Origin of the sequence: Isoptericola sp. NPDC057559, assembly GCF_042801555.1 — a bacterium.
Taxonomy (GTDB): domain Bacteria; phylum Actinomycetota; class Actinomycetes; order Actinomycetales; family Cellulomonadaceae; genus Isoptericola.
Map to the genome: position 1 here is coordinate 67,546 of NZ_JBHVFQ010000001.1, position 20,847 is coordinate 88,392.

Sequence of the window (20,847 nt, forward strand, 5' to 3'; positions counted from 1 at the left end):
GGCCACCGCGGCTGCCTACGATGGCCGTATGACTGGTCCCGTGCTCGTGGGCATCCCGCACGACCGGCACCCGAGCGTGCTCCGGCGGGCCGCGGGGCTGGCGGAGGCGCTCGGGACGGAGCTCCTGTGCGTCGCGGTCGACGAGAGCGCCGTGCGCGAGCCGTCGGGCGCCGTCGTCCCCGTGGACCCGGACGCCGGCGCGGAGCTCGCCGACACGACCGCCCTGCGCGAGGCCGTGGCCGCCGCCCTGGACGCCAGCCCCGTGCCGTGGCGCCTCGAGGTGACCGGCGGCGACCCCGCCGCGGAGCTCGCCCGCCTCGCCACGGAGCACGACGCCGTCCTCGTCGTCGTCGGGGCGCGTCGGCCCGGGATGCGCGGCTGGGCCACGCACCTCGTGGGCGGCACGGTGGCCGGCCACCTCATCCACGACCAGCCGCGGCCGGTCGTCGTGCTGCCCGACACGCACGCGGGCGACGCCTCGTGACGGCGGGCAGCCCGCCCGCCCGCGTGCGCCCCGCCCACCGGCGGCCGGGCCTCGTCGCGCTGGTCGCCGCCGGGGGCGCCGTCGGCACCGCCGCCCGCTACGGGCTGGCGGTGGCGTGGCCGGCGATCGACGGCTGGCCGGTCGCGACGCTCACCGCCAACGTTCTCGGCGCCTTCGTGCTGGGCTGGCTGCTGGAGTCGCTCGCCGCCCGCGGGCCCGAGACGCCCGCCGTGCAGCGGGTGCGGCTGGCCGTCGGCACCGGCGTCCTGGGCGGGTTCACGACGTTCTCGTCCCTGGCGCTGGAGACGGAGCGGCTGCTCACCGGCGGCGCCGTCGCCCAGGGGCTGGCGTACGCGGGCGGCACGCTCGTGCTCGGCTGGCTCGCCTGCCTGGCCGGGGTGCTGCTGGGCTCGCGCCGGCGGGCGCGATGAGCGCCGCGGTCGCGCTGCTGGTCGTGGCGCTCGCCGGCGGGCTCGGCGCGGCCGCGCGGTTCGTCGTCGACGGGGCCGTGCGCGCCCGGACGCCCGGTGCCGCGTTCCCGTGGGCGACGGTGGTCGTGAACGTCTCCGGCTCGCTGGTCATCGGCCTCGTCACGGGCGTGCTGCTCGGCGCCGGCGAACCGGACCGCCTGGAGCCGTGGCGGCTGGCCGTCGCGACCGGGTTCTGCGGCGGCTACACCACCTTCTCGACGGCGATGGTCGAGACCGTGCGTCTCGCCCGGTCCGGCCGCACGCGGCTCGCGCTCGCCAACGCCCTCGGCACGATGGCGCTCACCCTCGCCGCCGTCGCGCTGGGCATCGCGCTCGGCGTCCTGGCCGGCCGCGCGCTCTGACACGCGTGGCCGCGGCCTCGTCGTCGGAGGGCTGTGACACGCTGACCCGGTGAGCCTCATGCTGCTGGATTCCGCGAGCCTGTACTTCCGCGCCTTCTACGGCCTGCCCGACTCGCTGCGCTCCCCCGACGGCAAGCCCGTCAACGCGGTGCGCGGCCTGCTGGACATGATCGCGTTCCTCGTCACGGAGCACGGGCCCGACCGGCTCGTGGCGTGCTGGGACGAGGACTGGCGGCCGGCGTTCCGGGTCGAGGCGATCGGCTCGTACAAGGAGCACCGGGTCGCGCGGGTCACGCCCGCGGGCGAGCCGGACGTCGAGGAGGTCCCCGACCTGCTCACGCCGCAGGTGCCCGTCATCGTCGACGTGCTGGCCGCGCTCGGCATCGCCCGCGTGGGGGCGAAGGGCTACGAGGCCGACGACGTCATCGGCACGCTCGTGACCCGCGAGGTGGCGCGGAGCGCGGCCACCGCGCTGCCCGTGGCGGGCGCCGTCGGCATCGTCATCCCGGCGAGCGTCGACATCGTGACCGGCGACCGCGACCTGTTCCAGCTCGTCGACGACGCCGCCGGCGTCCGCGTGCTGTACCCGGCGCGCGGGGTGCGCGACCCCGACGTGATCGACCAGGCGCGCCTCGCGGAGAAGTACGGCGTGCCGAGCGGCCAGGCCTACGCCGACATGGCGACGCTGCGCGGCGACCCGTCGGACGGGCTGCCCGGCGTGCCCGGCATCGGCGAGAAGACGGCCGCGAAGCTGCTCGCCACGTTCGGCGACCTGGCGGGGCTGCGCGCGGCGGCCGAGCACGGCGCGAAGGGCCTCACGCCCACCCAGCGGCAGAAGCTGCTGGACGCCGCGCCCTACCTCGACGTCGCGCCCACCGTGGTCCAGGTCGCGCGCGACGCGCCCGTCGACGCCGTCGACGACGCCCTGCCCCGCGCGCCGAAGGACCCCGAGGCGCTGGACGCCCTCGCGGAGCGCTGGGGCATCCGGTCCAGCGTGGACCGGGTGCTCACCGCGCTCGCCGCCCGCCCCTGAGCACCGGGGCCCGGGCTCAGGGGCGGAAGACGCAGAACTCGTTGCCCTCGGGGTCGGCCATCACGGTCCAGCGGATCTCGTCGTCCTGCGGCCGCACCACGCGCGCGCCGCGGGCGACGAGGTCGTCGAGGGTGACGCCGTCGTTCAGCATCACGTCCCAGTGCCAGCGGTTCTTGACCGTCTTCGGCTCGGGCACGGGGACGAAGTCGAACGACTCGAACGGGACGCCGGCGCCCTCGTCGAGGTAGGCGTAGTCCATGTCGTCGTCCTGCGTGAGCGTGCCGCCCAGCAGCTCGTGCCAGAACGCGGCGACGGTCCGGTAGTCCGCGCAGTCGACGACGACGTCCTTGAGCCGGTAGTCCGGCACCTCGTCGTACGTGAAGACGCAGAACTCGCCGCTCTCGGGGTCGGCCAGCGTCGTGTAGTGGTACTGACCGGGCTCGGTGAGGCGCGGCCGGTCGGGGAACTCGTCGAGCGACAGCGCGCGCACGTCGGGGTGCACGCGGTGCTTCACCGTCCTCGCCTCGGGCACGGTGTTCACCCAGATCGTCCGCTCCGCCACCGGGTCGGGGCCCGGGTCGCGGAGCACGACGTCGCCGTCGTCCAGCGGCTCGGCCCGCAGCCCCAGCGTGCGGGCCCAGAACTCGCCCTGCACCCGCGCGTCCACCGCGTCGACGCACAGGTCCTTGAAGGTCACCAGGCTCATGCCCTGCAGCGTAGCCGCGCCTCAGCCCAGCGCGGCCTCGACGAGGTCGGCCGCCCGTCGGGTGCCGCCCTCCGCCCGCGCGGCGGCCTGCAGCGCGGCCGAGCGGCGCGCGACGTCGGGGTCGGAGGCGAGCTCGAGCAGCGCCGCACGCAGCTCAGCGGCGGTGGAGTCGGCGGAGCTGAGGCGGCGCGCGACGCCGAGCTCCACCAGCCGGTCCGCGTTCATGAACTGGTCGACGGCCTGCGGCACCGCGATCATCGGCACCCCGGCGAGCAGCCCCTCGCTGCTCCCGCCCATCCCGGCGTGGGTCACGAAGGCGTCGGCCTGCTCCAGGATCGCCCGCTGCGGCACCCAGGCGTGCACCTCGACGTTCGACGGGAGCTCGCCGAGCTCACCGGGGTCGACGTGCTTCCCGACCTGCAGCACGACGTGCCAGCCGGGCAGGTCGCCGAACGCCGCGAGGCACCGGCGGTAGAACTCCGGCTGCCGCGTGTACGCCGAGCCGAGGGAGATCAGCAGCACCCTCTCCGCGCCTGTCGGCCGGCTCCACCTGCCGCCGTCACCGCGGATGTCGAAGCACGGACCGACGAACGTCGCCACATCGGTGTCGACGCGGTCGGCCTGCGGCTGCATCGCCTTCGGAATCGTCGCCAGCACCGTGCCGGGCGCGCCCGGGAAGGCGTCGACGTCCGTGGTCGTGGCCCCGTTCGTCGCGAGCCAGCGGGCGAACTTCTCCCGGTACGCGTCGGCGCCGGGGAGCTGCCACAGCGGCGCCACGACCTCCTCGGCGTAGCCGTCCCACGCGACGAACGTGGGCGACACCTGGATCACGGGCCGCCCCTGGGACTCACCCAGCGCCCGCGCCGAGTAGCCGCCGATGTCGTACAGGTAGAGGTCCGCCGGGTCGTCGTCGTAGAAGGCGCGCAGCTGCGGCAGCACCTGGATCTGGTCGTCGAGGAACGTCTCCATCGCACCGATGGCGTCCTCGGGCCAGTCGTTGTCGGCGACCGGCAGCGTGGACGTGACGGGCACCAGCTCTGCGCCCGTGGCCACGATGAGGTCGGCCACCGGGGCGTCGTTCGCGTACGTCACCCGGTGCCCGCGCGCGACGAGCTCGCGGACGACCTCCAGGCTCGGCAGGACGTGGCTGACGGCGGGCACGCCGACCATCGCGATGTGGGCAGGACGACGAGACATGCGCTGATCACTCCAGGTCAGTGGGGGGCGTGCTGCCCATCGTGACCAGGCACGGACGGTCGTGCCAGCGCATTTCCCGACGTCTCCGTCGGTCGAGCCTGTCGAGCCCGGTGCCGGGTTGTCGACAGGCTCGACCGGCGACGGCGCGGGTCAGCCCGTGTTCTGCAGGCCTGCGGAGACGCCGTTCACGGTGAGCAGCAGCAGGTGCTGCCAGCGGTCCTTGTGGCCGCCGTCCACCCACTCGCCGTCGTCCACGGTGAGCCCTTCGCTGACGCCCTTGCTGCGCAGCGCGCGCAGGGCGCGGACCTGGAGCAGGGAGAGGGCGTCGACGTACGGGGAGCGCAGCTGGACGGCGCGGCCGAGGACGCGGCGGTTGGCGAGGGGCCACTCGTTGCCGGTGACGCGGAGCACCCACTCGCGGGTGAGGCGGAGCTCGCCGAGGACGAGCTCCGCGAGGTCGTCGCGGTCGCCGAGCGCGAGGTACTGCGCGGCGATGTCCTCCTGCGTCTTGGCGAGACCCATCTCGACGGTGTCGAGCAGCGTGGTGAACAGGGGCCAGTCGCGGTAGGCGGCCTGCAGCTCCTCGAGGCCGCCCTCCTCGGCGCCGCGCGCCTGGAGCGCCGTGCCGAGGCCGAACCAGCCGGCGAGGTTGATGCGCGCCTGCGACCAGGAGAACACCCACGGGATGGCGCGCAGGTCGTCGAGCGAGTTGACCGACAGGCCGCGCTTGGCGGGGCGGGAGCCGATCGGCAGCAGGCCGACCTCCTCCAGCGGCGTCACCTGCGAGAACCACTGCGGGAAGCCGTCGGACTTCACCAGGCCGTGGAAGGCGGCGCGCGACGACACGTCGAGGGCGTCGGCCAGCGGCGCGAACCGCTCCCGGGCCTCGGCGTTGCGCTTCTCGACGGTCGGCGCGGACGCGAGGAGCGTGGCCGCGGCGACCTGCTCGATGTGGCGGGCGGCGATCGTCGGGTCGCCGTAGCGGGCGAGGATGACCTCGCCCTGCTCGGTGAGCTTGAACCGGCCGTCCACGGAGTGCGGCGGCTGCGCGAGGACGGCGCGGTTGGCCGGGCCGCCGCCGCGGCCGAGGGACCCGCCGCGGCCGTGGAACTGGGTGAGCGTGATGTCGTGGCGCTGCGCCCACTCGGCGATCCGCGACTGCGCCTTGTGCAGGGCGAGGGTCGCGGCGACGGGGCCGACGTCCTTGGAGGAGTCGGAGTAGCCGAGCATGACCTCGACGCGACGGCCGTTCTCCGCGAGGCGGCGCTGCACCTCGGGGAACTCCAGCATCGCCTCGAGGATGTCGACGGAGTTCTCGAGGTCGTCGAAGGTCTCGAACAGCGGGACGGCGTCGACGACCGGAGCGTCGTCGGAGCCCTCGAACGCCAGCGCGGCGAGCCGGTAGACGGCGGCCAGGTGCTCGGGCGCCTGCGTGAAGGACACGATGTAGCGGCGGGCGGCGCGGATGCCGAACCGCTTCTGCACCGCGCCGAGGGCGCGGTAGGTGTCGAGCACCTCGACGGTGCGCTCGGAGAGCTCGCCGTGGATGCCCTTCTCGTCGATCTCGGCGAGGGCGGCGGCGTGCACCTGCGAGTGCTGGCGGACCTCGAGCTCGGCGAGGTGGAACCCGAAGGTCTGCACCTGCCACACGAGCTTCTGCAGGTCGCCGTACGCGGCGCGGGGGGCGCCGGCCTCGACGAGGGAGCGCTGCACGACCTCGAGGTCGGCGACGAGCTCCTCCGGGTCCCGGTAGGCGAGGTCGGCGTCGCGGCGGCGGGTCGCGGAGACGCGGCCGGCGACGGCGAGGACGGCGGCGCGGTGCGGCTCGTTCGGCGAGTCGGCGGCGGCACGGGAGACGAGCTCGTCGGAGAGCTGGCGCATCCGCTGCCAGAGCGCCTTGAGGTCGGCCGACGCCGGGGTGCCGTCCTCGTCGAGCGTGAGCTTGCGCCCGGTCTCGACGGTGGCCTTCTCGAGCGCGCCGAGCGCGTGCTCGGCGGCGAGGGTCGCGGCCTGGCGGGTGACCTCGGCGGTGACGTTCGGGTTGCCGTCGCGGTCGCCGCCGATCCAGGAGCCGAGGTGGACGAACGGGCGGGCGACGGGCGGGACGCTGCCCGCCTCGCCGTCCAGCAGCCAGTCGTCCAGGCGGCGGTACACCTCGGGGAAGGTGGTGAACATGGTGGCGTCGAAGACGCCCATCGCGGTCTTCACCTCGTCGAGCACCGACGGCTTGTGCGCGCGGATGGGCGACGTGCGCCACATGGTGTCGATCTCGGCGAGCAGGCGGCGCTCGTTCTCGGCGAGCGTGGTGCCGCCGGGCCGCATGGTGTCGCGGTCGGCGACGAGGCCGGAGATGCGGCGAACGGCGCCGGAGACGGCGCGGCGTCGGGCCTCGGTCGGGTGCGCGGTGAGGACGGGGCGGAACTCGATCTCGCCGAGGCGGCGCAGCGCCTCGTCCCGGCCCACCTCCTCCGCGAGCTGCGTGAAGGCCTGCGGCAAGGAGTCCTCGATGACGACGTTCCCCGCGGCGTCAGACTCGCGGGCCCGCAGCACGCGGACGCGGTGGAACTCCTCCGCGAGGTTCGCCAGGTGGAAGTAGCACGTGAAGGCCCGCGCGACCTGCTCGGCGCGCTCCGGCGTGAAGCCGGCCACGACGTCGGCGGCCTCGGCCAGGGTCGCGCCGCCGTCGTCCGCCCCGTAGGCGCGGATCGTCAGGCCGCGCAGCTTCTCGACGTCGTCGAGCAGGCCCTGACCGCCGGCCTCCTTGAGCACGGTGCCGAGCAGTCCGCCGAGGAGGCGGATGTCGTCGCGCAGAGGGTCGGGCATCTCGTGGCGTGCCACCACACGTTCGATCGAGCCGGTGGATCCCAGGTTCTCGCTCACGGGACTAGAGGGTAAGCCGTCTCGCCGTCCGGGCGCCTGGGCGTCCGGCTGGTGACCCTGTGCCGGGCCCCGTGGAGTGACTCAGGCCACCCAGGACGGGTCGGCGAACAGCTCCTGGAGCTCGGTGACGAGCCGCGCCGTGTGGAAGCCGTCGGCGGCGGCGTGGTGGATCTGGACGGCGAGCGGCAGCAGCACCCGGCCGTCCCGCTCCACGTACCGGCCGAGGGTGAAGATCGGCGCCAGGTGGCCCCAGGCGTCGCGGATGTTCAGCGTGAACCCGGTGAACGACGCCCACGGCAGGCTGGAGACGTCGAACGCGTTCGGCGGCGGCGCGCCCTGCGGGAAGAAGTCGGTGGCCCGGGAGTGCTCGGCCAGGAGCGCCGCCGCGACGTCGTGGAACGCCCCGAAGTCCGGGTCGTAGGGCGCCCACACGCACGCGAATGTCTCGCGCGTGGCGTTGAACACGGTGAACGCCGGGTGCACCACCGGCCAGGCGGCGGGGGCGCCGTCGGCGGTGAGGCACATCCGGAGCTCCTGGTGCCGGTTGACGACGGTCGCGAGCGCCCAGACCTGCGCCACGTACGTCTTGCGCGACGACGTGCGCAGCTCCTCGGCGAACGCCGTGACGTCCACCTCCACCGTCATCGCGTACGTGCACGGCGACGCCCGGTAGTGCTCGAAGTGCTGCCGGCGCGGCCACGTCGCCAGGTCGACGGGGACGGCCTCGACGGGGGCAGGGGTGTCCATGCGGTCATGCTCGCAGCCGCTCCCCCGCGCCGGGAGCGCTTTTTCACGGAGCCGTCGTCGACCCCCGCACGACGAGGGTGGTGGCGAGCTCCTCGCGCGGCGCGTCCCCCGTGGGCGCGGCCGGGTCCTCCTCGCCGAGGCGCAGCAGCATCCGCAGCGCCGCCGCACCCATCTGCGCGATCGGCTGGCGCACGGAGGTCAGCCCCGGCCGCACCCACTCGCTCTCCGGCAGGTCGTCGAAGCCGACGATGCTCACGTCCTCGGGTACCCGGAGCCCGGCGGCGGCCGCGGCGTCGTAGACCCCGAGGGCCATCCGGTCGGAGCACGCGAAGACCGCGGTCGGCCGGTCCGGGCCGGCCAGGAGGTCGGCGGCCGCGGCGGCGGCGCCCGCCCGCGACCAGTCGGCGTGCTCGACCGTGGGCCCGGGGTCGGTGCCCGCCTCGGCCGTGGCCGAGCGGAACCCGTCCACCCGCGCCTGGCTGTACAGGTGGGTGCGCCGCCCCGCGAGGACGGCGAGCCGGCGGTGACCGAGGCCGAGGAGGTGCTCGGCGGCGGCCCGGCCGCCCGCCCAGTTGGTGGCGCCGACGCTCGCGACGGTCCGGGGCGGCTGGGTGACCGGGTCGAGCAGGACGACGGGCACCCGCGCCGCGGTGAGGGTGGCGAGCTGCTCGCGCGTGGTGTCGACGAGCGCGATGACCGCCCCCCGCGAGTGGCGGGCGAGCAGGCGCGTGAGCCAGGCGTCGTCGGGCCGGCGCGCCACCGAGACGACGATGTCGAGGCCCGCCGCGGTGGCCGCCTCCTCGACCCCGCTGAGGGCGCGGTTCGCCCAGGTGCCGTCGACCCCGCTGAGCACGAGGTCCACCAGCGGCGGCCGGTCCCCGCTCGGTGCGAGGCCGCGGCCCGCCCGGCCGCGGTACCCGAGCGAGTCGACGGCGGCCATGACGCGGGCCCGCGTCGCGGCGGAGACGTCGGAGCGGCCTCGCAGCACCTTGGAGACGGTGGGCACGGTGGTGCCGGCGGCGGCGGCGACGTCGGCGAGCGTGGTGGGACGGTCGTCGGACACACGTGGACGGTATCCACCCGCACCAAAGTTGCGCAACAAGTTCACGGAGATCGACACGGCGATCACCCCTTGTCGCAGCAATATCGCCATGGAAGACTCGACGGACACATCAAGGATCCGACACCGAGTTGCGCAACATAGGAGTTGCCCCATGACAGACCTCACGCAACGACGAGCCCTGGTCGTGCGGGGCGGGTGGGACGGGCACCAGCCCGTGGAGACCACCGACTCGTTCCTGCCGTTCCTCGCCGGGCACGGCTACGACGTGCGGGTCGAGGACGAGACGGCGGTGTACGCCGACGCCGCGTACATGGCCGACGTGGACGTCGTCGTCCAGACCGTCACGATGAGCACCATCGCCCCCGACGAGCTGCGCGGCCTCACCGCCGCCGTCCGGGCCGGCACCGGGCTGGCGGGGTGGCACGGCGGGATCGCCGACTCGTACCGGAGCAGCTCGGACTACCTGCACCTCGTGGGCGGGCAGTTCGCGACCCATCCCGCCAAGGCGCCGAAGGAGGAGCTGCCGGGCGACGGCACCGACTGCTTCGTGCGCCACACCGTCGACATCGTGCCCGAGAGGGCCGACCACCCGGTCGTCGCGGGGATCTCCGACTTCGAGCTCACCACCGAGCAGTACTGGGTGCTGACCGACGAGTACAACGACGTCCTGGCCACCACCACGATCGCGGCGCCCGACCACGAGCCGTGGCACCGGCCCGTGACCTGCCCCGCCGTGTGGACGCGGCAGTGGGGCGAGGGCCGCATCTTCGTCTCCACGCCCGGCCACCGCCTGGACGTCGTGGACGACCCGAACGTCCGCACCATCATCGAGAGGGGCATCCTGTGGGCCAGCCGCTGAGGATCGGCATCGTCGGGGTCGGGGCGATCTCCGCCCAGTACCTGGGCACGATCGCGAGGCTCGAGGCGGTGCGGCTCGTCGCCGTCGCGGACCTCGACGCCGCGCGCGCGGCCGCCGTCGCCGCCGAGCAGGGCGTCCGCGCCCTCGCCGTCGACGAGCTCGTCACCGACCCCGAGGTCGACGTCGTGCTCAACCTGACGGTCCCCGCCGCCCACGCCGACGTCGCCCTCCGGGCGATCGCGGCGGGCAAGGACGTGTACGGCGAGAAGCCGCTCGCCGCCACGACCGACGAGGCGCGCGCGATCGTCGAGGCCGGCCGGGCCGCGGGCGTGCGCGTCGGGTGCGCGCCGGACACCGTGCTCGGCACGGGGGTGCAGACGGCGCGGAAGGCGGTGGACGACGGCCTGGTCGGCACGCCCGTCGCCGCCACGGCGACGATGGTGACCCCCGGCCACGAGCGCTGGCACCCGAACCCGGACTTCTACTACCAGCCGGGCGGCGGCCCCCTGCTGGACATGGGCCCGTACTACGTGACGGCGCTGGTCACCCTGCTGGGCCCGGTCGAGTCCGTGGTGGGCAGCGCGAGCCGCCCCCGCTCCGTCCGCACCGTCGGGTCCGGGCCGCGCGCGGGCGAGCAGGTGCCGGTCGACGTCGACACCCACGTCACGGGCGTGCTGCGCCACGAGTCGGGCGCTCTGTCGACCCTCGTCATGAGCTTCGACACCGTGGCGTCGCGCGCGTCGCGCATCGAGGTCCACGGGGACCAGGGGTCGCTCGTCGTCCCGGACCCCAACAACTTCGACGGGACCGTCGAGCTGCACCGCCTCGGCGGCGCGTGGGAGGAGCTCCCCGCGAGCGCCGGCTACCGCGACGCCGGCCGTGGCTACGGGCTGGCCGACCTCGCCGCCACCCCGCCCGACGCCACCGCCCGGGCGAACGGCGACCTGGCCTTCCACGTGCTCGACGTCATGACGTCGTTGCTCACGGCCGCCGACAAGGGGACGTCCGTCGCCGTCGCCAGCACCTGCGAGCGCCCCGCCGCGGTGCCGCTCCAGGACGCGCCGCGCGTCTGACCGCGCGGCGGTCCACGGTCGGGCGGCGTGCCCGCGGCGCGACGGCACGCGGCTAGGGTCGTCCCCGGCGGCCGGTCCCCCGGGCCGGTCCCGGTGGCCGGCCTCCCGACGCGGCCGCCCGACCTGCGGCAGGACGACGGACGGAACGACGGACAGATGACGAAGGTGTACGCGGTCAGCGACGTGCACGGCTACCGCGACGTCCTGGTGCAGGCCCTGGCCGCCGAGGGGCTCACGGACGCCGACGGCCGGTGGGCCGGCCTCGACGCCCGGCTCTGGTTCCTCGGGGACTACCTGGACCGCGGGCCGGACGGCGTCGGCGTCATCGACCTCGTCCGGCGGCTCGTCGACGAGTCCGAGGGGGCCGTCGGGGCGCTGCTGGGCAACCACGAGGTGCTGGCCCTCGGGATGCGGATGTTCGGGGAGGCGCCGGTCCCCGGGCCGGGCGACGCGGGGCGGAGCTTCGCCCGGTCGTGGGAGCGCAACGGCGGCCTCGCCACGGACCAGGCGCGCCTCACCGACGAGCACGTGGGGTGGCTCCGCGCGCTGCCGATGGCGGCGCACGACGCCGGTGCGCTCCTGGTGCACTCCGACACCCTCGCCTACCTCGACTGGGGCCGGACGCTCGAGGACCTCGTCGCCGCCGGGCGGGACCGGCTGGCGTCGGACGACCTGGACGTGTGGTGGGAGACGTGGCGACGCCTCACCTCCCGCGCGGCCTTCCGCGGGGAGGGCGGCCCGCAGGCCGCCCGCGAGCTGCTGGCCCACCTCGGGGGCGACCGGGTCGTGCACGGCCACAGCATCGTCGCCGAGATGCTCGGCCGTGCGTACACGGACGTCACCGAGCCGCTGTCCTACGCCGACGGGCGCGCGCTCGCCGTCGACGGCGGCATCTACGAGGGCGGGCCCTGCCTCGTCGCGCGGCTCGCCTGACCCGCCGCCGCTACGCCGCAGCCTCGGCGTCGTCGTCGTCGTCGGGCAGCTCGACCACGACCTTGCCCTTGGCGCGGCCGCGCTCCAGGTAGGCGAACGCGGCGGCGATGTCGGCGAGGGGGAACGTGCGGTCGACGACGGGCCGGACCTCGCCCCGGTCGACGAGGTCGGCCAGCGTGGCGAGGTCCGCGCCGCTCGGGCGCATGAACAGGTAGCGGTAGCGGACGCCCGCGTGCCGGGCCCGACGGCGGATCGCGGAGCTCGCGGCCCACAGGAGCGCCGCCTTGAGGGGGCCCGCGTCCAGGTCGACACGTGCCGTGGTCGCGTCCGGGAGGCCCGCCACGGAGACGACCGTCCGCCCGGGCCGGACGACCGTGAAGGCGTCGCTGAGGTCCTGGCCGCCGGTGAGGTCGAGGACGCCGTCGTAGTCGCGCAGGACGTCGGCGAACCGCTCGTCGCGGTAGTCGATCACGCGCTCGGCGCCGAGCGAGCGCACCAGGCCGGCGCCGCGGGCGGACGCCGTGGTCGTCACCTCCGCGCCCAGCGCGCGGCCGATCTGGATCGCGAGGGTGCCGACGCCGCCCGCGCCGCCCGTGACGAGCACCCGGTCCCCCGGCGCCACCTTCAGCTCGTCGCGCAGCGCCTGCAGCGCGGTGACCCCGGCGAGCGGCAGCGACGCCGCCTCGACGAAGCCGAGCGAGGCGGGCATCGCCGCGACCAGGCCCTCGGCGACGGCCGCGAACGGGGCGAACGCGCCGAGGCGCCGCTTGTCGACCCGGGCGAACACCCGGTCCCCCACCGCGAACCGCGTGACGCCCGCGCCGACGGCCACCACCTCACCGGCCAGCTCGCTGCCCGCCACCAGCGGCAGGCGGAGCCGGGTGATCACCCGCAGGCCGCCGTCCCGCGTCTTGAAGTCGATCGGGTTCAGACCCGCCGCCCGCACGCGGACCAGCACCTCGCCGGGCCGTACGGCCGGACGCGGCACCTCCCGCAGCTCCATCACGCCCGGGTGGCCGTAGCGTCGCAGCACGTAACCCCGCACCGTCAGTCCCTCCGTCGTCGTGCCCCGATTCTCACCCGCCGGTGGGAATCCGCACGTACCCGACGGCCACCCCCGCGCCGGCGAGGGCGAAGCCGGCCCAGGCCCAGCCTCCGCTCGCGAGCGGCCCGGCGAGCAGCGCGCCGACCACGGACGACCCGGCGACGCCGCCGACGGCGAGCGCCAGCCCGTTGACGCCGAATCGGGTGGCGACGGACGAGGCGGGCGCCCCGGCGGCCACCACGGCGCTCATCGCCGGCTGGAACACCATCTGGCCGAGGGTGAACACCACCATCCCCGCGACGAGGGACACGACGCCCGGGCCGCCGCCGAGGACGGCGATGCCGACGCCCATCGCGGCGACGCCGAGGGCGAGCACGGCGGGCATCCGCAGGCGCGCCTGCAGCCGTCGCGTGACGGGCACCGTGAGGACCAGGACGAGGACGGCGGCCGCGGCGTAGACCGCACCGACGCCGACGCTGCTGCCGAGCACGGCGTCCAGCCGCAGCGGCACCACGAGCTGGAGCTGCGTGAAGATCGCCCACGCGCCCGCGTTGAGCAGGCACAGCGCGACGAGCGCGCGCCGCGCCTCGCGCCGCATCGCGCCGCCGGCGGCGCCCGGAGCAGCGGGGGTGGGCGGTGCGTCGGGGACGGCGCCGGGCTCGGCGGCCCGCCCGAGGCCGAACCAGGTGAGGGGGGCGGCCGCGAGGAACAGGCCGGCGGCCACCCAGCACACGACGTCGAACCCGGTGGTCACCAGCAGGCCGCCCAGCAGCGGCCCCACGACGAACCCCGCGTTGCTCAGCGCCTCGCGCCGCGCGAAGACGTCGGGCCGCGCGCCGCCGAGCCGCGCGTACGCGGCGTAGGAGGCGGGGTGGAAGAGGGCGCCGCCGAGCCCGACGGCGACCCCGGCCGCGCCGACGGCCACCGGCGTCGTGGCGAGGGCGAGCGCCCCGAAGCCGGCGGCCCGCACGAGCACGCCGGCCACGATGGTGCGCCGCACGCCCCACCGGTCGGCGAGGAGGCCGGCAGGGAGCTGGAGGCCCTGCTGCGCGCCGGCGCGGATCCCCGCGAGGAGCCCGACGAGCGCCAGGCCGAAGCCCAGCCCGTCGGCCAGGTGCACGGCGAGCAGCGGCACGAGCACGTAGAAGCCCGTCGCCATGACGAACGTGTTGCCGTACAGGGCGAGCATGGCGCCGCGGGGCGGGGTCCGCCCCGCGGCATCGTCGGGGGGCGTCACCGGGGGCCGAGCACCCCCGCGAGCGCCGCGAGCTTGCGCGGCATGTCGTACGCCGCGCCGCCCTCGTGCCCGTTGTACGGGAAGACCTCCATCTGCGCGGGCCCGCCGTAGCGGTGGTAGGCCGCGAACACGGTGGACGGCGGGCAGATCTTGTCCATGAGCGCGACGGAGAACCAGCCGGGGCAGCGGGCGCGCGCGGCGAAGTTGGTGGCGTCGAAGTACGACAGGGTGCGCATCACGTCCTCGACCTCGAAGCGGTGACCCTTGAGGTAGCGCGCGATCTCCGCGTACGGGCCCTCGTCGGTGATCTGCGACGCGCGCCGGTAGTGGCTGAGGAACGGCACGTCGGCGACCATCCCGGCGAGGTCGTCGCGAAGGCCGGCGACGGCGAGCGCGAGCCCGCCGCCCTGGCTGCCGCCGAGCACCGCGACCCGGGTCGGGTCGATCTCGGGCAGCGCCTTGACGGCGTCGACGGCGCGCACGGCGTCCGTGATCAGGCGCCGGTAGTAGTGCTTGGCCGGGTCCTCGATGCCGCGGGTGAGGAAGCCGGGCGACGACGACCCGTGCCCCTCGGGCGCGACGTCCGGGGTGTCGGCGGTCGTCTTGCCGCCGCCGCCCTGGCCGCGGTTGTCCATGATCAGGTGCGCGTACCCCGCCGCGGACCACGTGAGCCACTCCCACGGGACGCCGCGCCCGCCGTTGTACCCGATGTACTGGACGACGGCGGGCAGCGGCCCGCTGCGCTCGCGCGGCAGCAGCAGCCACGCCTTGACGGGCTGCCCGCCCCACCCGGAGAACGTCACGTCCCGCACCTCGACGGTCGCGAGCCCGGCGTCGAACGGCGCCTGCTCGGGCTCCGTCGCGGCGGCCGCCGCGGCGTCGAGCGTCTGCTTCCAGAACGCGTCGAAGTCCGCGGGCTCCTCGGGCTCCGGGCGGTAGGCGCGCAGGTCGTCGAGGGGCTTGTCGAAGAAGGCCATGCGGGTGCTCCTGGGTGTCGTGCGGGTGGGGTGGTGCGGGTCGGGCGGGTGGTGCGGTCAGGGCGCCGCCGGGCCGACGTCGGCCGTGGTCAGCGGGTGGCGGGTGACGGCGGCGGCGGAGAGCTCGTCCGCGCCCACGTCCGGGCGGGAGTCGCGCGCCTGGCCGTCGACGTCGTCGCTCAGGAAGGAGTACGTCCCGGTGGCGGCGTCGACCGCGGGGCTGCCGGTGCTCAGCCGACGCAGGCCGCCGGAGCTCACCAGCAGCGGGTTCGCGACCCGCACCTGCGCGGCGGTCGCCGTGATGCCGACGGTCGCGCTGCCCGTCGGCCAGGCGATGTTCCCCGCGTAGGTGATGCCCGCCGGCTGCTTGAGCTCGGCGAACAGCGGCCCGGCGGTCCCGACCACGAGGTTGTCCGCGACGACCGAGTCCACCGGCGGGTACGTGTAGTTCGCGCCCACCTCGATGCTGGAGGTGTTGTCCACGAACGTGTTGTGGACGACGGTGGCCCGGTGCACGCGCCAGTGCGCCGACGTGGAGCCCGAGCCGTCCACGTCGCCGCCGTCGATCTGCAGCGCGGCGGTGAACCCCGAGCCCCGGAGGCCCTCGAAGTAGTTGTCGTAGACCACCTGGTCGTCGCCGTAGAGCCGCACGCCGCCGGTGCCCGCCTTCCCCTCCCCGAGGAAGACGTTGCCCTGGATGACGTTGCGGTCCCCGCGCCGGGCGCTGACGACCCCCGCCGACGACCGGATCGTGTTGTAGCGGACGGTGTTGTCGTCGCTCTTGAGGGAGACGATCTCGGCGTCCGAGTCGCAGTCCTCGAAGAGGTTGCTCTCGACCGTCGCGAACGAGCTGGAGTCCGAGAGCGTCGAGACGCCGAGCCGGATCGCCTCGCCGCCGTTCTCGGGCTGGGCCGGGCTGGTGCCGAAGTAGTTGTGGTCGATCCGGTCGTGCTGGGAGATCTGCGTGGCCCCGCCGTACACGGTGACGTAGTTGCCCAGCACGGTCTTGTCGTGGAACGAGTTGTGGTCGATGCGGTGGTACCCGCTGCCCTCGCCGGAGATCTGCAGCCAGTGCCGGGCCGAGGCCGGGTCGGCGGGCTTCGGGAACGTCAGGGCGAGGTCGTTGCGCGTGAACCGCACGTTCGTCGAGTCGGTGATCTTCAGCGTGCTCGCGTTGCGCCAGGCGAGGCCGCGCACCACGACGTGGCTGGACCGGGCGACCTCAAGCTGCCCGCCCGTGACGACGGCGCCGCCCAGGGTGGAGCCTTCGATCTCGATCGGGTGCGCGGCGGTCGCCGCCTTGTCGGCGAGCTTGACCATCGAGTACGTGCCGTCGGCCAGCACGATGCGGTCGCCCGGCAGCGCGTCCGCGAACGCGGCCGCGAGCTGGGCGCTGGTGGAGACCCGGACGGTGCGCAGCGGCTCCGGGTCGGCGGCCGTGGCCGCCGCCGCGCCCGAGGGCGCGGCGACGGGCACGGCGAGCGCCGCGACGAGCGTCACGGCGAGGGACAGTCCGAGCGGCAGGGCGAGGCGGTGCTTCATGGTGCTCACTCCAGTGCGGTCGGTCGGGTGGGACGGGCGGGCCGGTCGGGTGGGACGCCGGGCGGGGCAGGGATCAGGCGGCGGGGCCGACGTCGGACCGCTCGAGGGGCGTCCGCGTGACAGGCGCGTCGGACACCTCGTCGGCGCCGACGTCGGGCCGCCGGTCGCGCGGCTGGCCGTCGACGTCGTCGACGAGGAACGGGTACGAGCCGATCGCGGTGTTCGTGGCCGGGCCGGGACGCAGGCGCCACAGCCCGTCGACGCGCTCCAGACGCGGGTCGGCGACGCGGATCTCGCGCGGCCCGACGGCGAGACCCACGGTCGCGTCGCCCGTCGGGTACGCGATGTTGCCGGAGTACGTGACGCCGGCGGGCTGCTTGAGCTCGGCGAACAGCGGGCCGGCCGAGCCGACGACGAGGTTGTCGGCGACCAGCGAGTCCACGGGCGGGTAGAGGTAGTTGGCGCCGACCTCGATCGTCGACGCGTTGTCCACGAACGTGTTGTGGACGACCGTCGCGCGGTGCACCCGCCAGTGGGCCGACGTCGCCCCGGAGCCGTCCACGTCGCCGCCGTCGATCTGCAGCGCCGCCGTGTACCCGGAGCCGCGGAGGCCCTCGAAGTAGTTGTCGAACACGAGCTGGTCGTCGCCGTACAGCCGCACGCCGCCCGTGCCGGGCTTGCCCTCGCCGAGGAACACGTTGCCCTGGATCACGTTGCGGTCCCCGCGCCTGGCGACGAACGCGCCCGCCGACCGGCGCACCGTGTTGTGGCGCACCGTGTTGTCGTCGCTCTTGATCGAGACGATCTCCGGGTCGGAGTCCGTGTTCTCGAACAGGTTCTGCTCGACGACGGCGAACGAGCTGGAGTCCGACAGCGCCGAGACGCCGAGCCGGATCGCCTCGCCGCCGTTCACCGGCTGCGCCGGGCTCGTGCCGAAGTAGTTGTGGTCGATCCGGTCGTGCTGGGAGATCTGCGTGGCCCCGCCGTACACGGTGACGTAGTTGCCCATCAGCGTCTTGTCGTGGAACGAGTTGTGGTCGATGCGGTGGTGGCCGCTGCCCTCCCCCGAGATCTGCAGCCAGTGCCGCGACGACGTCGGGTCGGCCGGCGGCTCGAACCGCAGCGCGACGTCGTTGCGGGTGAACCGGACGTGGGTGGACGCGGTGATCTTGAGCGTCGTGGCGTTCCGGAGGGTCAGCCCGCGCACGACGACGTGGCTCGACCGCGCGACCTCCAGCTGGCCGGCCGTCACGACCGCGCCTCCGAGGGTCGCCGCCTCGACGACGACGGGCGCCTCGGGGGTGCCCGCCTTGTCGGCCAGCTTCACCATCGTGTACTCGCCGTCGGCCAGCACGATGCGGTCGCCGGGCAGGGCCGCCTTGAACGCGGCGGCCAGCTCGGCGCTGGTGCTCACGGGCACGGTGCGCAGCGGCGCCGGGTCGGGGGCGTCGTCGGTCGGATAGCCCGCCGTCGTCGCCGTCGTCGCCGTCGTCGCCGTCGTCGCCGTCGTCCCGGCGCCGGCGGCCGCGACCGGGGCCGGGACGTCGGCCGCGACGGCGGGCGCCGCGGCGCCACCGATCACGCCGCAGCTCAGCCCGAGGGCGAGGGCCAGGTTGAGGGCCACGGGCAGCCCGAGGTGCTTCGTCTTCATGGTTCCTCCAGGTCGGGTCGGGCCGTGGTCAGACGAACGAGGCGGTGACGGTGGCGCCGGCCAGGCCGGCGGTGGTGGCGACGATGCGCCACCCCGCGCCGCGCCGGGTGACGGTCACGCCCGGGTCGGCGGACACGAACCGCAGCCCGTCGCGGTTGAGGTCGACGACGACCTGCGCCCGGGTCTGCGTGGGGTCGCTCAGCGCGACCGTGGTGGGCCGGGTCCACTCCGTGCCCCCCGAGCCGGGACCGGACTCGTGCACGACGACGGACGCGGGGCCGTCCGCGTGCAGCGACCCGCCCTCCCCCGGCACCCCGGCACCCGTGGGCACCGACGCGGGCGCCCAGAAGTTGGCGGCGACCGTGCCGCCCAGGGCGACCGCGTGCACGGTCGCGTCCTGCCCGATGATCCGCAGCCCGAGGGCGGTGCCGCAGGCCTCCGCGAACGCCCGGGTGGCGGCGGCGTCGGCCGCCGGGAGCATGACGTAGGCGTACGCGGCGTCCGCGGGCGCGGCGCCGTGGTCGAGCCACGCCGTGACGTACGGGCGGGTCACCGGGGTGTCCGTGCCGTACTTGACGTTGATCTCGCGCCAGGTGTGCGTGCGGTCCTCGCGGAGGGCGTGCAGCCGCGCGCCGCCGGGGAACACGTAGCCCGCCGTGCCGGACAGGTGGCACCAGCGCACGTCGTCGAGCGTGGCGGACCAGCCGTTGCCGAGGCCCTGGGCGACGCCGTCGACGACGAGCGCGGCGCCGTCGCGCACCTTGCGGTTCTCGACGACCGTCTCGACGCCGCCCGCCGCGGGCGCCGTGATGCCGGAGCCGACGCAGACCACGGCGTCGTCGACGAGGAACCAGCTCTTGAGGGCTCGCAGGTCGGAGCCGCGGGCGCGCAGGTCCTGCCCGTACGCGCCGACCGTCGCGCCGGGCACCGCGGCCCCGCCCACCCAGGCGGCGTCGCTCGTCTCGCGGAAGTTCGCGCTGTTTGCCAGCCGCGCCGTGTCGACCGTGGTGCCCGGCAGGCGGTACGGGTCGACCGTGGGCCAGTAGTCCTCGCTGTAGTGGCCGAGGTCGTCGGTGTACAGCAGCACCATGCCGTCGGACAGGTGCCAGCCGTGCAGGTTCTCGTTCTGGATGGACTCGTAGTTGTAGACGCGGCTCGAGTACGCGCTGACGCTCACCGCGAAGCCCGGGCGGCGGTGCATCATCTTGTCCATCCCCGGGTACTGCCGGTGCGCGACGAGCGCGCCGCGCGGCGTGGGGGCCGCGGCGAGCAGCGCGTTCGCGGCGACGACGGACGCGGGCGTCGTGGCGGCGAGGAAGTCGCGGTAGGTGTCCTCGGTGATCCACTGCGCCACCAGCGACGTCAGCGTCACGGCCAGGTCCTGCGGCGCGGACGGGATGAGCCGCAGCGTGCCCTCGATGACGGTCTGCGCCGCCACGTGTCCCTGCTTGCTGGGGCGCGCGATCTCGCGCCCGCACACCGACGCGGCCATGTCGCCGCGCACGATGAGGGGGTCGAAGGCGTCGGTGACCCACGCGTAGACGTTCGCCAGCTCCGGGTCGGTGACCTGCCACGGCGAGTCGCCCAGCAGGTGCAGCAGCGACGACAGCGTGCCGAGCAGCTCCTTGCCGTAGCCGCCGTTGTACGGGTGCTTCCAGTGCTGCAGGAACGAGCCGTCGCGGAAGAAGCCCTCGCCGGTGCCCTCGCCCTCGGTGGTGCCGCCGTCCACGAAGGCCAGCACGCTGTTCGCGCCGCCGCCCTCGACGTCGCTCAGCGCGTCGCGCACCCGGCCGAGCGCGACCTCGTCGCCGTCGAGGCTCGCCCGGACGGCCACGACCGTCGCGATCCACACCCGGTTGGCGCCCGTCGCGATCTGCCGGTCGGCGCGCCACAGGTTCGGGTCGGGCGTGTAGTGGTCGATGGCGGCGGTGCTGCGGGCGAGGGCGTCGCCCAGGTGCTCGCGCAGCACGACCAGCGTGTCCACCAGCGCCGACGCCGAGCCGATCTCCCAGTCCCAGTCGTTGTCGAAGCGCGGGATGCCGGGGCCGTAGACGTGGTCGTGCATCCAGGTGATGCCGTCCGCGACGTCGGCCGCGACGGCCGGGTCGGCGGCCACCGAGGTGCCCGGCGTCGCCCACGCCACGGCGATCGAGCGCAGGCGCTTGAACGTGGTGGTCACGGTGTTGGACCTGGTCCAGTCCGCCAGGTCCGGCCACAGCGCGGTGCGCCCCGCGGACCGGTCCAGCGTCGTGAGGACGGTGGTCGCCGCGCGGTCGACGCGCTTCACGGCGGCCTTGACGTGCGCGTCGGTGAGGTCGAGCCCGGGGCCGCCGGTCTGCAGCACCGACCAGCGCTCCACCAGCTCGGCGGTGGTCGAGGCGGGCGTCGCCCGGGCGGGCAGGCTGAGCGCGGGGGCCAGCGCGGCGGCGCCGGCCAGCGCGCCGAGGCCGCGCAGCACGCTGCGGCGGCTCGGGCCGGTGAGCCCGCCCGGGCGGTCTGCGGGCATGCTCAAGGTGTCGATGTCCATCACGGTCCCTCTCGTCGTCGAGCAGGTGGGGTGGAAACGCAGGGTGGAACGCAGGGTGGAA

18 protein-coding genes are annotated in these 20,847 nt (G+C 75.0%); 7 read left to right on the forward strand and 11 right to left on the reverse strand.

From position 1 onward, the window contains the following. Positions 1-28 precede the first annotated feature (28 nt). The 4 genes from ACFU5J_RS00255 to ACFU5J_RS00270 are packed head-to-tail and all read left to right on the forward strand — an operon-like array spanning position 29 to position 2,349. Positions 29-484 (forward strand): universal stress protein, encoded by a 456-nt coding sequence (locus ACFU5J_RS00255; protein WP_430573301.1) that lies wholly within the window; start codon positions 29-31, stop codon positions 482-484. Beyond that, entirely contained in the window at positions 481-915 is a 435-nt protein-coding gene (locus ACFU5J_RS00260) for a fluoride efflux transporter FluC (protein ID WP_430573302.1), read from the forward strand. The genes ACFU5J_RS00255 and ACFU5J_RS00260 overlap by 4 nt, the downstream gene beginning before the upstream one ends. After that, positions 912-1,316 (forward strand): fluoride efflux transporter CrcB, encoded by a 405-nt coding sequence (gene crcB / locus ACFU5J_RS00265; RefSeq protein ID WP_430577419.1) that lies wholly within the window; start codon positions 912-914, stop codon positions 1,314-1,316. The genes ACFU5J_RS00260 and crcB overlap by 4 nt, the downstream gene beginning before the upstream one ends. A 58-nt stretch (positions 1,317-1,374) precedes the next feature. Continuing rightward, positions 1,375-2,349 (forward strand): 5'-3' exonuclease H3TH domain-containing protein, encoded by a 975-nt coding sequence (locus ACFU5J_RS00270; protein WP_430577751.1) that lies wholly within the window; start codon positions 1,375-1,377, stop codon positions 2,347-2,349. A gap of 16 nt (positions 2,350-2,365) precedes the next feature. On the opposite strand, the gene ACFU5J_RS00275 is transcribed toward ACFU5J_RS00270, so the two are convergent. From ACFU5J_RS00275 to ACFU5J_RS00295, 5 genes are all read right to left on the reverse strand, one after another. Continuing rightward, a complete protein-coding gene (locus ACFU5J_RS00275) occupies positions 2,366-3,055 on the reverse strand; it encodes a VOC family protein (RefSeq protein ID WP_430573304.1) in 690 nt (229 codons plus the stop codon). Positions 3,056-3,076: 21 nt separating this feature from the next. After that, complete coding sequence (locus ACFU5J_RS00280) at positions 3,077-4,252, reverse strand: macrolide family glycosyltransferase (protein ID WP_430573305.1); 1,176 nt, start codon at positions 4,250-4,252, stop codon at positions 3,077-3,079. A gap of 150 nt (positions 4,253-4,402) precedes the next feature. Then, positions 4,403-7,075 (reverse strand): phosphoenolpyruvate carboxylase, encoded by a 2,673-nt coding sequence (locus ACFU5J_RS00285; protein ID WP_430577752.1) that lies wholly within the window; start codon positions 7,073-7,075, stop codon positions 4,403-4,405. Positions 7,076-7,213: 138 nt separating this feature from the next. Further along, positions 7,214-7,879, reverse strand: coding sequence for a CatA-like O-acetyltransferase (locus ACFU5J_RS00290; protein ID WP_430573306.1), 666 nt, complete (start codon positions 7,877-7,879; stop codon positions 7,214-7,216). Positions 7,880-7,922: 43 nt separating this feature from the next. Continuing rightward, a complete protein-coding gene (locus ACFU5J_RS00295) occupies positions 7,923-8,942 on the reverse strand; it encodes a LacI family DNA-binding transcriptional regulator (protein WP_430577420.1) in 1,020 nt (339 codons plus the stop codon). A 151-nt stretch (positions 8,943-9,093) separates the two neighbouring features. Here ACFU5J_RS00295 and ACFU5J_RS00300 point away from each other — a divergent pair, with 151 nt between their 5' ends. The 3 genes from ACFU5J_RS00300 (at position 9,094) to ACFU5J_RS00310 (ending at position 11,807) form a co-directional block, all read left to right on the forward strand. Beyond that, complete coding sequence (locus ACFU5J_RS00300; protein ID WP_430577421.1) at positions 9,094-9,801, forward strand: ThuA domain-containing protein; 708 nt, start codon at positions 9,094-9,096, stop codon at positions 9,799-9,801. Beyond that, positions 9,786-10,874, forward strand: a complete 1,089-nt coding sequence (locus ACFU5J_RS00305) for a Gfo/Idh/MocA family protein (RefSeq protein ID WP_430577422.1) — start codon at positions 9,786-9,788, stop codon at positions 10,872-10,874. Before ACFU5J_RS00300 ends, ACFU5J_RS00305 begins: the two co-directional genes overlap by 16 nt. 156 nt (positions 10,875-11,030) lie before the next feature. Beyond that, entirely contained in the window at positions 11,031-11,807 is a 777-nt protein-coding gene (locus ACFU5J_RS00310) for a metallophosphoesterase family protein (protein ID WP_430577423.1), read from the forward strand. Between the two features lie 10 nt (positions 11,808-11,817). Here the strand turns inward: ACFU5J_RS00310 and ACFU5J_RS00315 are convergent, their stop codons facing one another. The 6 genes from ACFU5J_RS00315 to ACFU5J_RS00340 form a co-directional block, all read right to left on the reverse strand. Continuing rightward, complete coding sequence (locus ACFU5J_RS00315) at positions 11,818-12,852, reverse strand: NADP-dependent oxidoreductase (protein WP_430573311.1); 1,035 nt, start codon at positions 12,850-12,852, stop codon at positions 11,818-11,820. Positions 12,853-12,883: 31 nt separating this feature from the next. Continuing rightward, entirely contained in the window at positions 12,884-14,089 is a 1,206-nt protein-coding gene (locus ACFU5J_RS00320; protein ID WP_430577424.1) for an MFS transporter, read from the reverse strand. Then, entirely contained in the window at positions 14,086-15,066 is a 981-nt protein-coding gene (locus ACFU5J_RS00325) for an acetylxylan esterase (RefSeq protein ID WP_430577425.1), read from the reverse strand. The genes ACFU5J_RS00320 and ACFU5J_RS00325 overlap by 4 nt, the downstream gene beginning before the upstream one ends. A 57-nt stretch (positions 15,067-15,123) precedes the next feature. Then, positions 15,124-16,608, reverse strand: a complete 1,485-nt coding sequence (locus tag ACFU5J_RS00330; RefSeq protein ID WP_430577426.1) for a polysaccharide lyase 6 family protein — start codon at positions 16,606-16,608, stop codon at positions 15,124-15,126. Positions 16,609-16,681: 73 nt separating this feature from the next. Further along, positions 16,682-18,259, reverse strand: a complete 1,578-nt coding sequence (locus ACFU5J_RS00335; protein ID WP_430577427.1) for a polysaccharide lyase 6 family protein — start codon at positions 18,257-18,259, stop codon at positions 16,682-16,684. A 28-nt stretch (positions 18,260-18,287) separates the two neighbouring features. Further along, positions 18,288-20,765, reverse strand: coding sequence for a polysaccharide lyase 8 family protein (locus tag ACFU5J_RS00340; RefSeq protein WP_430577428.1), 2,478 nt, complete (start codon positions 20,763-20,765; stop codon positions 18,288-18,290). Between the last annotated feature and the right edge of the window lie 82 nt (positions 20,766-20,847).

What these genes read in the sequence shown, in the direction of transcription:
- ACFU5J_RS00290 (WP_430573306.1), bottom strand. Translation starts at nt 7,879, where the DNA reads ATGGACACCCCTGCCCCCGTCGAGGCCGTCCCCGTCGACCTGGCGACG.
- ACFU5J_RS00285 (WP_430577752.1), bottom strand. Translation starts at nt 7,075, where the DNA reads ATGCCCGACCCTCTGCGCGACGACATCCGCCTCCTCGGCGGACTGCTC.
- ACFU5J_RS00275 (WP_430573304.1), bottom strand. Translation starts at nt 3,055, where the DNA reads ATGAGCCTGGTGACCTTCAAGGACCTGTGCGTCGACGCGGTGGACGCG.
- ACFU5J_RS00325 (WP_430577425.1), bottom strand. Translation starts at nt 15,066, where the DNA reads ATGGCCTTCTTCGACAAGCCCCTCGACGACCTGCGCGCCTACCGCCCG.
- ACFU5J_RS00335 (WP_430577427.1), bottom strand. Translation starts at nt 18,259, where the DNA reads ATGAAGACGAAGCACCTCGGGCTGCCCGTGGCCCTCAACCTGGCCCTC.
- ACFU5J_RS00270 (WP_430577751.1), top strand. Translation starts at nt 1,375, where the DNA reads ATGCTGCTGGATTCCGCGAGCCTGTACTTCCGCGCCTTCTACGGCCTG.
- ACFU5J_RS00300 (WP_430577421.1), top strand. Translation starts at nt 9,094, where the DNA reads ATGACAGACCTCACGCAACGACGAGCCCTGGTCGTGCGGGGCGGGTGG.
- ACFU5J_RS00340 (WP_430577428.1), bottom strand. Translation starts at nt 20,765, where the DNA reads ATGCCCGCAGACCGCCCGGGCGGGCTCACCGGCCCGAGCCGCCGCAGC.
- crcB (WP_430577419.1), top strand. Translation starts at nt 912, where the DNA reads ATGAGCGCCGCGGTCGCGCTGCTGGTCGTGGCGCTCGCCGGCGGGCTC.
- ACFU5J_RS00255 (WP_430573301.1), top strand. Translation starts at nt 29, where the DNA reads ATGACTGGTCCCGTGCTCGTGGGCATCCCGCACGACCGGCACCCGAGC.
- ACFU5J_RS00280 (WP_430573305.1), bottom strand. Translation starts at nt 4,252, where the DNA reads ATGTCTCGTCGTCCTGCCCACATCGCGATGGTCGGCGTGCCCGCCGTC.
- ACFU5J_RS00310 (WP_430577423.1), top strand. Translation starts at nt 11,031, where the DNA reads ATGACGAAGGTGTACGCGGTCAGCGACGTGCACGGCTACCGCGACGTC.
- ACFU5J_RS00330 (WP_430577426.1), bottom strand. Translation starts at nt 16,608, where the DNA reads ATGAAGCACCGCCTCGCCCTGCCGCTCGGACTGTCCCTCGCCGTGACG.